Raw genomic sequence first — 12,001 nt, forward strand, 5'->3', positions numbered from 1 at the left:
CCAGTGATGGCTGGGACTGGGTAAAGGTTTCTAACAGTTTGCCGGAGGATACCGACATTGTTGACGCAGCGGCGTTTAGCCACATCGGCAAAATGTGGTTAAAAGCAAAAACCAGCGTGTGGAACAGTTATGACGGCATCAGTTGGCAATTGGTAACCGCCAATGGTGTGGGCAGTGGCTGGAAGGGTTTTGTGCTGTTCGGCGGCCGCGTTTGGGCCTGGGAGAAAAATCTGTATTTCAGTGACACTGGCAGTGTCTGGACTGCGCAATCACTGCCCAGTGGTGTCGCGGATGTGACCGCCGTGGGTGTGCATGCTAATCGCATGTGGTTGCTCAGTGGTCGCAATGTTTACGTCAGTGCCGATGGCAAGACGTTCAGTTTGGTGAATAGTCAGGTACCGTTTGCGGCACGGTCGCTGGCGGCGTTGCAAAGTTTCAAAGGCCGTTTGTGGATGATTGGTGGTGGTTACACCAATGACATCTGGTCCAGTGCTGATGGCAGTGTCTGGCGGCCGGAGCACGGCATGAACAGTTATGCTGGTACGGTCGGTGAACGCGGCGTCCTGCAGGTGGCAGAGCACGGCGGAACGCTGTTCGCGAATCTGGGCAGCGACATCTGGCGGATGAATGCGGATTTAAGCTGGCAATATCTGGGGCGCACGCCCAGCGTGGCCAAAGGTTCGGTGGATTTGCTGGGCTTTGACAATCGATTGTGGCAGTCCAAAATCACCACGTTTATTGACAGCAACGGTCTGGAGCAGGTGGCGACTTTGGTGTTCAGTTCGGTCGATGGTCAGTTCTGGACCGAGCGGGCAAAGATGCTGGGCACCTACCACTTTCTGTTGGCAAAAGATGGGGAACTGCAGTTGCGCTCGGCCGATTTGGCGGCGACGTACTGGACCTCGCCGGACGGTACAAACTGGAGCGAAACAGCGCCTTACGATGTGACCGAAACACCGCCGGATTTGCTGGCCTCGCATATCACCATCGGTGGCAGCACGCTGTACGCTTTGGGCAAAACGGCAGCGGGGCAGGTGGATACCTTGCTGCAATCTGCTGACGGTCGGACTTGGACGCCACTGTTGGTCGACCAGCAGTTTTTACCGGCGGATTACCGGGTGCTGACGGGTATGTTCTGGGTGGCGAACCGGTTGTGGTTGTTGGGGATTCGGAGCGGTGGCGAGAGTTTCTCGCTGAGTACTGAAACCCTGACTGGCTGGACGATGCAGCGCTCTCCCGTGTCGTTGCCGGTGGTGGGATCGGCGATGATCGACTTCAATGGTCAGGCGTGGCTACTGGGCGGAAGTTCATTGCAGATCAGCCCGACGGCGGGGGTGTTTTTCCGTACTGCCAATGTTGCGCCCTGGCGGACAGAAGTGCAGCCCGGTGTCTCTCCGGTGTGGCGTCGCGGCCAGCCAGCCTATTTCCGCTTTGAGTGAAAATAGCTTGGCAAATCTTGCTGTACCGGGTTAAAAAGATTGGCGAGGTTTGCGGGCGTAGTTCAATGGTAGAACTGTAGCTTCCCAAGCTACTAGCGTGGGTTCGATTCCCATCGCCCGCTCCAGTTTTCCAGTGCCGGTTTTTCTAGGGGTTGATGACCCCGGTCTGAAACAGAAACAGACCGATACTCACCAGTGCCGACAGCAAAAAAATTCCCAGCAGTGTCAGGCCCATAAATAATTTCATGTCAGCTATCTCCGGTAACTATGTTTAGTGGCCGCATTATAGGCGAATATTGCGGCGCGACCTATTTTTCCGACAGCTCCAGCGAGCAGTCACACTTGGGGCAAAAGCTCCACTTGGGCAACTTGTCGGTGGCTTCCAGTTCAATCACCACGGATTCGTGGCAGCGCGGGCAACGGCTGTCGACGTTTCCCTTGGCGTCTGTTTGCTTGTAGCGCAGAAAAAACAGCACCGGGCCGGCGATCAGAAACGCTGGCACCAGGAAAAAGTGGGCAATGGGGATGAACAGCGTCACGCCCGCAGCAATCAGGCAGGCAACCAGGGCGATGGCAGCACGACCCAGGCGGTCAGCGGGGTTGTAGCTGGTATAATGCAACACGCCGTCGCTGGCGGCACCCTTGTCGTCCTTGACGTTAATGATTTTCTGTTCCTGGCTGGCCATGGGATTATTTTTTTCTCTTAGTGGCAACAAGTTAAAAGACTAACACGACTCAACAACCCATAAAACCGATGACCATCTCCCCCGTTGCCGAACGCCTGCTGCGTTGGTTTGACCAACATGGCCGCCACGACCTGCCCTGGCAGCAAAATCAAACCCCCTATCGGGTTTGGGTTTCCGAAATCATGCTGCAGCAAACCCAGGTGAGTACGGTGATACCGTATTACGAAAAATTCATGGTGCGCTTTCCTGATGTGCAGGCGTTGGCTATGGCCACACAGGACGAGGTGCTGCAGCATTGGGCCGGGCTGGGTTATTACGCCCGAGGTCGCAATCTGCACAAGGCCGCGCAAGTCATTGTGGCCGAACATGATGGCGAGTTTCCGCAGGATATCGAACGGGTACAGCAGCTGCCCGGCATTGGCCGCTCCACTGCCGGCGCCATTTTGTCGCTGTCCAGTCAGCAGCGTCACCCGATTCTGGATGGCAACGTCAAGCGCGTACTGACCCGTCATCAGGCCATTGACGGCTGGCCGGGGCAAACTGCCATTGAGCAACAGTTGTGGCAATTGGCGGAACAATTTACACCGCAGAACCGCGTAAACGATTACACCCAGGCGATCATGGACCTGGGCGCGACCCTGTGTACACGCAGCAAGCCGGCCTGTCTGCTGTGTCCGGTGCAAAGCGATTGCGAAGGTTTCAAACAGGGCAAGCCCACTGCCTTTCCTGTCAGCAAGCCGAAAAAAACCACGCCGGTGAAAACCACCACCATGCTGCTGATTCTCAATGACGCCAACGAAATCCTGCTGGAAAAGCGTCCGCCTGCCGGCATCTGGGGCGGACTGTGGAGTTTGCCTGAATGTGACGGCGACGCCGCCCAATGGGTCGAACAGCAGCTGGGTCTGAACGTGATTGAGGAGGAATGCTGGCCACCGTTTCGCCACACTTTCAGTCATTATCACCTGGATATCACCCCGCAAATCCTGCGCCTGACCAATACCCACACGGCACGTGTGATGGAAGGGCGGGAGACAAACTGGTATAAAGCGGGTCACGCAAACAACATAGGCTGTGCCGCGCCGGTAACAAAACTGCTGGCCAGCCTGCGACAGCATTTGGAAGGAGCTACATCATGACCCGCATGGTTCACTGTGTGAAACTGAACAAAGAGGCCGAAGGTCTGGCCCGTCCCACCTATCCTGGCGATTTGGGCAAGCGCATTTTTGACAATGTCTCCAAGGAAGCCTGGGGTACATGGATCAAGCAGCAGACCATACTGATCAACGAATATCGCCTGAGCCCCATCGAGCCCAAAGCCCGCAAGTTTCTCGAAGAGGAAATGGAAAAGTTCTTCTTCGGTGGCGACATGACCCAGCCTGAAGGCTTTGTTCCCCCCGAAGCTGGCTAAATAACAGGCACTTAGCCAAAATCCGCTTGACGTCGAGGGCCTCAGCGGGTTTAATACGCGCACCTTGGCCCAAGTAGCTCAGTCGGTAGAGCAGGGGATTGAAAATCCCCGTGTCGGTGGTTCGATTCCGCCCTTGGGCACCACCAATTCCCTGAGTAAAATCAGAAACTTAGAAGCCTGAGCTTTTTAGCTCGGGCTTTTTCGTTTTTGGCCATGGAAGCATTGTGGAAGCAAGAAATTTTTTATTCACATGTTGCTCGCTCCGTATTATTTAAGTTTGGTTTATTAGTACTATTTAGCTATTAGATAGTTGTAACTGAAGTCTAATGAACTAATAGGTAAAACAAATTGTCAAAAAGTGTGTAAAAAAAAGTGTAAAAATTACTATAATGTTGTATAAAGCTGCCGATATTCGGTATGTGGGCAAGCAAATATAGGGGTGGTTATGAATGCTAAGTACATTCTTGAAAAGGCTCCGTTAGTACACGCCATAATACATCTGCGCTTCTCTAAGCTTCCTCAAATAAAGGAAGATCAAGTTGATTTTATGCATCGAGCTCTAATGGAGCTTGGTTTCCCCGATTATATTCCTAGTAGAGTTTTTTCACTTGAGCTTGATCCTTCAGTGGATATAAAGGAGTCCATGAATGTAGCTACTGGAAGAAGGATGGAGACGCGACATATTTTTCGTGCACCAGGACAAACCCAGTTAGTAAGAGTTACCGAGACAGATTTGATTTTAAAGGCGACGAAATATGGTGGTTTTGAAGATTTTCGGGATACCTTTGAGCGAGTATTAGAAATACTAGAAGGTGCTGTAGATAGTTTTACGAAAACCGCTCTTAAATGGGTAGGGCTCAGGTATGTGGATTTGGTTGTTCCTTCACCGAATTCTAGTGGGCTTGCTGAATACGTTAAACCCCATGTTTTGCCCAATGTTTTGACTGGGCATAACATGATTTATACCGGCGGCGTGTCTTTTTCATCAGCTGAAACTGGAGCGAATCAATCGCTAAAACTTGTTTTTGAAGAAGTTGCTACCGAAGGGAGAGTAACGAAGGTAATTCCAGATAACTTAATAGAGACTGATCCCAATGCGGTAATGTTAATACAAGGTTATCCATGGTGGGCCAATTTAACTGCAAAGACATATGGGATTATGGATATAGATCACCAATATGCCTTTGCCGATAGTCCAGGATACGCTAGAGACACCGTGATTAAGCAAATAAATGCCTTGCATGATGTAACAAGTGATGTATTTTGGGGTAGTTTGACGGAAAAAGCAGAGAATGAGTGGGGCAAAAGGAAAGTTTAAAGGGAGAGTGTTATGAGTTGGAATACGGCTTCTACGAAAAACAAGGTGCGTCTAACTGCAGCCGCAATGCTTGTTTCTACTTTTTGCCCTTCACAGGCAAGTGCTCATTCTTCTACATTTGAATATAATCAGAGATCTACGGGGGCGAGAGTCGTCGATAATAGGGTTAGTGGTGATTATCAAATGGCTGTTGGCGAGTCTTGGAGCACCCATAATAGAGGTGTTTTTTACAGCAACGCAGATAAGTTGCAAGTTACGCTCCTAGGTATAGATTCGATTATTTCCGATGCAAAGATGGCGCTAGGTTTGTCAGTCAAAGATTTGTCTGAGGTGTTTCAGGTTTCAAGGCAAACGCTCTATAACCACTCTAAGAATGCAAATGCGAATATTTCTCCTAAACAGCTGGAAAGATATGAAGAAATTCGATCTATATTGGCGCCGTTGCGTAAAGCACTTAAAGTAGCGCCTGGAGCCAGTTCGAAGAGATTGAGCGTCGAAGGCATTACATTGTTTAGTTTACTTATCCAAGATAAATTGGATGTAGAGCTTATCGTTGAAGTAGCGGGCAAAGTTTCTGATGAGTTGGTGCGTCGCTCAAATAGGTTGTCGAGTGCTAGTATTTCAGAATCTGAGCGCTTGAAAAATATTTCTAAGTTTTCAGGCTAATTCGTGTGAATGATACAGCGGCTGACCTTATCGAAAATGGCTGGAGGCAAGGAGCTTTTTTAACAGTAAAGAAAAAGAACCTGAGTGACGAACAGAGAAATCGTATTGTTAATACAAGGATAAATGAGAAAGATCGTCGTCCTGAAGGAAAAAATAGACTTAAAGAAGGTGAGGTTCTTGTTGCGGTATCCCAAGATTGTGACATTGCCGCATCTGTATCTCATGAGCCATATGTTGAATTTTTGGTATTCTCACTTGAGGATAAACCTCATGACAAGAATTTCTTTACTAAAAGCTCGCGCTATTTAAATCTGGAAATTAGTTGCAAAATTTTCAAAGCTAGCATATGGAAAGGCGTATACATAGATAAATCTATATTAGCTGAACTCAAGCCATGTGGTTTTCTTCCGACAGAAGAAACTGTAACAGTCGCTGTTTGGCGCGCGAATCGATATATTAGATCAGCACTTCCAGACTCCTTTAATAAAAAGTTCTTTCCTGTATTAGAAAAAGCTGAAAATGTAAGCTTTTTTTATACTCATAGCGTGTCTATTCGTGGGATATATGTGATTCTCGATAGCTATGAAGAAAGGGAAGAGTATGAAGTTGGTATCATTGCTCTACTTCGACATGATATTTCTCCAGACGAGTATCAGGAAGTTTTAAATTTTTTTGATGAATTTCTGAATGAAATAGACAGCATTGAAGGTTTCACAGAGGCTCACAATAATGATGTAGCTTTCGATACTGGGCGCAATTTTAAGGTTGAGATTGAGAGTCCGGTATATAGGGAAACTGAAATAAGTGTTGGTGAACTATCAATGTATAAAAAGGTTCATTTGGATTATATATCTCTAAAAGGAGGTATATTGGATTTGGGTGAGCCACATAGGTGAATTTCTTGCTTGCGCGTTTGCAACTTATTGAGCGTATAGTTATTGACAGAACTCCAAGTTAGCAAAGCCTCTTTTCCCATCCATAATTGAATTACTCATAGGCTGTGGTAGCCAGGTAATATCTTCAAAATCCCCGGGGGTGCCCCGGGGATTATCAAAACCATCCCCCGGAACCGGGCCGGAACCATCTGCCAAAGCCCCGGGGACACCCCCAGGAAAAATGCCCTCAGGGCAGGGGATTCCCGGAACGGTTCCGGCCCCGCACTGCACCCCAAAAACAATATCTCCCAGCGGGTCGCCATACAGTCCGGGTTTGTCGCTCCATTCTTTAAGTCGCGTAATTGGCAAGCCTGCTCGACTGATCTGGGGGCCGCAATAGTCGTCCCAATTTTCGGAGTCAGCGGCGGTGTAGGCTGCTGCGAGCTTGCCTTCTGGGATGCTATTCTTGATGCTGCGCGTATGCTTGGGGTCAGAGTAAGCTTACTCTGACCCCTTCAGTGGGACCCTTTTCCGAGGCATTTCAGGAAGAACACCATGTCCATAAAGGTACGATTTTGCGAATTCAGCTTTAAATGCCCCAAACTGTGGCAAAACCTGGACGAGACCGACGATCCCGCTGTTCGCTATTGCAATAGCTGCCAGCAACAGGTCTATTTGTGCGTGGGGCGCGAAGAACTGCGTGACGCGCTGAATAAAGGCTACTGCGTCGCCCTGCCGGATGAAGACAACTATGTGCTGGGCGAACTCGCCAGCGTCGATTTTGATAATATCGACAACGGCAAACCACTATCCGATGACAGGAGGCGGGCATTGCGCGAACTGGTTGAGGCCGATAAGCAATACCGCGCCTCCAGCAAACCGCAACACTGCCCCCGTTGCAATCACAGCCCGGTGGCCAGGATTATCTACGGCTACCCTGATATTACCGCCTTCTCCCAAGACGAAATCGAGCGTGGCGAAATTACCTTTGGCGGCTGCGAACTATTCGATGACCAACCCCATTGGCGTTGCACTTCCTGCGGTTGCGATATCTATTTCAAAAAACGCAGCAAGACGTAGAGAAAACATTACCTGCCAAAATCGTAGCGTGAGCAATGATGATGAAAAACGCTTTCGCGTATTGGCAAAAATGAGCCTGTTTGTTGTGCGAAACCTGCAAAAAACACCACTTTTCCAATTACCTACGAAATTTCTGGCACACAAACCGCATGGCCTATTGTGGCCGGGAAAAAGCTCGGACGTGCTTTTGGGCCGCTCGACGTACAAATTTTAATTTCGACGGCGGTCACTCCTGGTAGATCTGCGCAAAGCGCAGTTTGAAAACGAATGCGACGCGGCCCGCCGGTCGGCTGGGTATGAATTGGATGGCGTGCATTTATTTTTTTGGTAGAGGCAAATGAATACTCAATTGATTTCACCCAATCGAACCGTGACGGTATTGCTGTTGTGCGTGTTTTCTCTGGCGTTGGTTGCCTGTGGAAATAAATCGGTAGCGCCCGAAGCGCCGGCTGAGGAAGCTGCTGCGGCACCGGTGGTGGAGGAAGCGCCACCCGAAGTCGCAGAACCGCTGCCGGTACTGGAAGATGTGCTGCCGGTGGTCGAAGAGCCGCCACCCCCACCGCCTCCCCAGGTGGTGGCCGAGCCGCGCAAAAAGCCGGTGGTCAAGAAGCGTGTCGTACAAAAAACACCGCCAGTCGATCCCAACGTGCTGGTGGATCAGATGGTGGCGATGATGCGCAATGCCGAGCTGCGTTTCGATGCACCGACGACGTTGCAATTGACAGACACTGGCAGCGTCGAGTTGAACGTTAGTTTGGCCAGGTCCGTCGACAATATGCGTCGGGAGCTGGCGAGTTCGGCAGGTGCGAAAAAAGTGTTGGATAGCATGAGCATTGCGCTGGAAACGACGCTTCAGGCCGACGGTTTTCAGGTAACGCCGCTGGCAGATCAGTCACAGCCACTGGAGCAATCTTCGCGCTATGACTGGCGCTGGGAAATCAAGCCCTCGACGGCGGGTGGATACAACGTACGTGCACAGCTAAACGCGGTGTTTACCATGGGCAATCACAGTGTGAGTCGCGATATTCGCAGTTTTGATCGCACCGTGTCGGTTGAGGCGCCTGCGCCCCCTCCGCCACCTGAGCCCGGATTCTTGGAGAAATATGGATTGTGGTTGCTGGCACTGTTGCTGGTCATCATTGTTGGCGCAGCGGTAACGATGAGCCGCAAAAAATAAGTTGAGTTAATACCGACCCCTCGAACCCGCCAGTGGCTGACTTCGGTCAGCTGCCGGTGGGTTTTTTTATGCCGGTCGAATTGTGTCAACGGCACCGGCGAAATCCAGTTGACGCCATGCCTCGTAGGCAATGATGGCGGTGGCGTTGGACAGGTTCAGGCTGCGGCTTTCGGCCACCATCGGAATGCGGATGACTTGTTCCGGCGGCAGTGCCAGGCGCAGTTTGGCAGGTAGGCCACGGGTTTCCGGTCCAAACAACAAAATATCACCCGCTTGATAGCGAACCTGCGCATAGTTCTGCCGGCCGTGAGTGGAGCAGGCAAAAATGCGCGCGTTGGGAAGTCGGGCCAGCAGGCCGGCATAATCCTGGTGGACGATGACATTTGCCCAGTCTTTGTAGTCCAGACCGGCGCGGCGCAATGATTTTTCCTCCAGCTTGAAGCCCAGCGGTTCAATCAGGTGCAGGGTGAAACCCATGTTGGCCACCAGGCGCATGATGTTGCCGGTGTTGGGTGGAATTTCGGGCTGGTACAGAGCGATGTGCAGCATGAGGTTCTCGGGCACGACAAAGCGCCCAAGTTTACTCGTCTGTCAGCATGGATTCCATGTCCAGCTCTTTGATCTTGCGCGTCAGGGTGTTGCGTCCCAGGCCGAGCAGGCGTGCGGCGTCCTGACGGCGACCACCGGTGTGCTTCAGTGCGACGTCAATCATGATGCGCTCAAAATCGCTGCCGGCGGTTTGCATCAGGTCGATGGCGCCCAGTCGCAGTTGCGAGGTCGCCCATTGGCGCAGATCCGCGCGCCAGTCGCCTTCGGCGGAGGGCGGAGCCGTGTCGTGGCGCAGTTCGGGGGGCAGGTCGTCCAGGTGGATTTCCGGGCCGGGGGCCATGACCGTTAGCCAGCGACAGATGTTTTCCAGTTGGCGGACGTTGCCCGGCCAGGGCAGGTTGACCAGAAACTGCTCGGTATCGGGGCGAAGTTGTTTGGTTTCGACTTCCAGTTCCTGCGCAGCGCGGCTCAGGCAGTGACGCATCAGTAGGCCGATGTCTTCGCGGCGTTCGCGCAAGGGCGGCAGGTGGACGCGGATGACGTTCAGGCGGTGGAACAGGTCCTCGCGAAAATCGCCGCGTTTGACCAGTGATTCCAGGTCCTGGTGGGTGGCGGCGATGATTCGCACGTTGACCCGCACTGGTTCCAGGCCGCCGACGCGGTAGAACTCGCCGCTGGCTAGTACGCGCAGCAAACGGGTTTGCAGTTCGGCGGGCATGTCGCCAATTTCGTCCAAAAACAGCGTGCCGCCGTCGGCTTGTTCAAACCGGCCCTTGCGTTGGCTTTGTGCGCCGGTGAAGGCACCTTTTTCATGGCCAAACAGTTCGGATTCGAGCAGATCCTTGGGGATGGCTGCGGTGTTGATGGCGATGAACGGATGGTTGCTGCGCGGGCTGTGGCGATGCAGTGCGTGGGCGACCAATTCCTTGCCGGTGCCGGATTCGCCGTTGATCATCACGCTGATGTTGGAACGCGACAGTCGGCCAATGGCGCGAAATACTTCCTGCATGGAGGGCGCTTCGCCGATGATTTCCGGTACATTGGTCAGGGGAGCGCTGGTGCTGGTGGTGGCACTGTGGCGGCGGTGTTCGACCGCGCGCTGCACCAGATCCACCGCATCGTCGACGTCGAACGGTTTGGGTAGATATTCAAACGCGCCGCCCTGATAGGCCTGTACCGCACTGTCCAGGTCGGAGTGGGCGGTCATGATGATGACCGGCAGCTCGGGGAACTGCTTGCCAATGTCGGCCAGCAGGCTAAGACCGTCCTGACCGGGCATGCGAATGTCGGAAATGATGGCGTCGGGCTGCTCGCGCTTCAGGCGTTGAATGATACCTTCGGCGCTGTCGAAGGTGCGCGTCTGAACATCTGCCTGTTGCAGCGCTTTTTCCAGCACCCAGCGGATGGAGCGGTCGTCGTCGATAATCCAGACAGTTTGTTTCGCGGACATGCGCTGAAGCCTCAGGGTTGTTGTTCGTTAATGGGCAGCAAAATGGAAAACACGGTGTGGCCTGGTTCGCTGCGGCATTCCACCAGTCCGCCGTGCTGACCAATGATGGTTTGTGCTATGGACAGGCCCAGGCCGGTGCCATTGGGTTTGCTGGTGACCATGGGGTAGAAAATCTGGTCCAGCAGTTCTGTGGGAATGCCGGGGCCGTTGTCGATAATGTCGACCCGCAGTACCAGGCGGTGACAGGTGTGACCGATGGTGAACTGACTCAGGGCGCGGCTGCGCAGGGTGATGCGGCCCTGGTCGGCCAGTGCCTCCTTGGCATTGCGGACGATGTTGAGGACCACCTGGATCAGTTGATTGCGGTCGGCGCGGATGTCGGGAATGCTGGGGTCGTAGTCGCGGACAAAGGTCAGGCTGGGCGGGCTGCCGGCGCTGACCAGTTGGCGGACGTGCTCCAGCACTTCGTGAATGTTGAGCGGTTCGCGACTGACGATTTTGTTGGGGCCGAGCAGTTCATCGACCAGTTTTTGCAGCCGGTCGGCTTCGCCGATGATGATCTGGGTGTATTCCCGCAGCGCAGCATCGGGCAGTTGTCGTTCCAGCAGTTGCGCTGCGCCGCGCAGACCTCCCAGCGGATTTTTAACTTCGTGGGCCAGGCCGCGTACCAGTAGTTTCATGGCGTGCTGCTGGGCGATGAGGCTTTCCTCGCGGGCGATGCGCAGCGCACGGTCGACGTTGCGCATTTCCAGCAGCAGGCGGGTACCGCTCTGGGTGATGATGGGGTGAAAACTGCAGTCGACTTTGCGTGTCCGTTCGACCGGTGAATAGCTGATCTCCAGTTCGCGGCGGATCAGGCTTTGGCCTTCGGTGCTGGCTTGCTGGATGAGCTTGAAAACATGGGGGCTGGTGGCAAAAATCATTTTGGCGGATATGCCCAGCAGCTGGCGGCGGCTGTGGCCAAGCAGGCTTTCCGCAGCACTGTTCAGATAGGCCACTTTGCCTTGTTCGTCCAGCTCAATCACTGCGGTCAGCAGGTTGTCCAGGATGCGTCGATCACCGTCTATGGGCATGTTGTTCATCGTTGTTTTGTTCACCTTGCTGTCAGAGCAAATATCGCTCCAATCCCAAATAAATTCTTTTGTTGCGAGTAAATTTCAATATAAACAAATGGTTGTGCGTGTTGCGGTGTTGCTGTCTGGGTGGCTGCGGGTGGCGGCGCAAATGCACCAAGGGAGACGAACTAATTTATGCACCATATTGGTGCGTTTGCAAGTGGCCGATGCTCGTTGGTGGGGCAGAAAAGAAAAAACGCCCCGAAGGGCGTTTTTTCATGGTGCAGACTTGGCGAAG

12 protein-coding genes and 2 tRNA genes are annotated in these 12,001 nt (G+C 52.8%); 10 read left to right on the plus strand and 4 right to left on the minus strand.

The genetic code is table 11. From position 1 onward, the window contains the following. Together OEW58_02025 and OEW58_02030 are read left to right on the plus strand one after the other, a co-directional pair. Positions 1–1,439: hypothetical protein (locus tag OEW58_02025; protein ID MDH5300124.1), on the plus strand; the 1,439-nt coding region annotated here is incomplete at its 5' end. Between the two features lie 51 nt (positions 1,440–1,490). Next, positions 1,491–1,564, plus strand: a tRNA-Gly gene (locus OEW58_02030). Positions 1,565–1,747: 183 nt separating this feature from the next. Here the strand turns inward: OEW58_02030 and OEW58_02035 are convergent. Next, the gene (locus OEW58_02035; protein ID MDH5300125.1) at positions 1,748–2,125 is read right to left on the minus strand and encodes a hypothetical protein; all 378 of its coding nucleotides are present in this window, start codon (positions 2,123–2,125) and stop codon (positions 1,748–1,750) included. A 68-nt stretch (positions 2,126–2,193) separates the two neighbouring features. Between OEW58_02035 and mutY the strand changes: the two genes are divergently transcribed. The 8 genes from mutY to OEW58_02075 all read left to right on the plus strand — a co-directional run bounded on the left by mutY (position 2,194) and on the right by OEW58_02075 (position 8,649). Then, a complete protein-coding gene (gene mutY, locus OEW58_02040) occupies positions 2,194–3,261 on the plus strand; it encodes an A/G-specific adenine glycosylase (GenBank protein MDH5300126.1) in 1,068 nt (355 codons plus the stop codon). After that, positions 3,258–3,533, plus strand: coding sequence for an oxidative damage protection protein (locus tag OEW58_02045; protein MDH5300127.1), 276 nt, complete (start codon positions 3,258–3,260; stop codon positions 3,531–3,533). Before mutY ends, OEW58_02045 begins: the two co-directional genes overlap by 4 nt. 67 nt (positions 3,534–3,600) lie before the next feature. Next, positions 3,601–3,676 (plus strand) — tRNA-Phe (locus OEW58_02050). Positions 3,677–3,978: 302 nt separating this feature from the next. Further along, positions 3,979–4,851, plus strand: coding sequence for a TIGR04255 family protein (locus OEW58_02055; protein MDH5300128.1), 873 nt, complete (start codon positions 3,979–3,981; stop codon positions 4,849–4,851). Between the two features lie 12 nt (positions 4,852–4,863). Then, complete coding sequence (locus OEW58_02060; protein MDH5300129.1) at positions 4,864–5,517, plus strand: hypothetical protein; 654 nt, start codon at positions 4,864–4,866, stop codon at positions 5,515–5,517. A gap of 5 nt (positions 5,518–5,522) precedes the next feature. Continuing rightward, complete coding sequence (locus tag OEW58_02065; GenBank protein MDH5300130.1) at positions 5,523–6,413, plus strand: hypothetical protein; 891 nt, start codon at positions 5,523–5,525, stop codon at positions 6,411–6,413. A 534-nt stretch (positions 6,414–6,947) separates the two neighbouring features. Beyond that, a complete protein-coding gene (locus OEW58_02070) occupies positions 6,948–7,472 on the plus strand; it encodes a hypothetical protein (GenBank protein ID MDH5300131.1) in 525 nt (174 codons plus the stop codon). 337 nt (positions 7,473–7,809) lie between these two features. Next, complete coding sequence (locus OEW58_02075) at positions 7,810–8,649, plus strand: hypothetical protein (GenBank protein ID MDH5300132.1); 840 nt, start codon at positions 7,810–7,812, stop codon at positions 8,647–8,649. A 66-nt stretch (positions 8,650–8,715) separates the two neighbouring features. On the opposite strand, the gene OEW58_02080 is transcribed toward OEW58_02075, so the two are convergent. From OEW58_02080 to glnL, 3 genes are read right to left on the minus strand one after another with little or no spacing between them, the layout of a single operon-like run. Further along, positions 8,716–9,198, minus strand: a complete 483-nt coding sequence (locus OEW58_02080) for a tRNA (cytidine(34)-2'-O)-methyltransferase (GenBank protein ID MDH5300133.1) — start codon at positions 9,196–9,198, stop codon at positions 8,716–8,718. 31 nt (positions 9,199–9,229) lie between these two features. Then, a complete protein-coding gene (gene ntrC / locus OEW58_02085) occupies positions 9,230–10,648 on the minus strand; it encodes a nitrogen regulation protein NR(I) (GenBank protein ID MDH5300134.1) in 1,419 nt (472 codons plus the stop codon). Between the two features lie 11 nt (positions 10,649–10,659). Next, positions 10,660–11,721, minus strand: coding sequence for a nitrogen regulation protein NR(II) (gene glnL / locus OEW58_02090; GenBank protein MDH5300135.1), 1,062 nt, complete (start codon positions 11,719–11,721; stop codon positions 10,660–10,662). Positions 11,722–12,001 lie beyond the last annotated feature (280 nt).

It is taken from the genome of Gammaproteobacteria bacterium (genome assembly GCA_029884425.1).
GTDB lineage: Bacteria > Pseudomonadota > Gammaproteobacteria > S012-40 > S012-40 > JAOUHV01.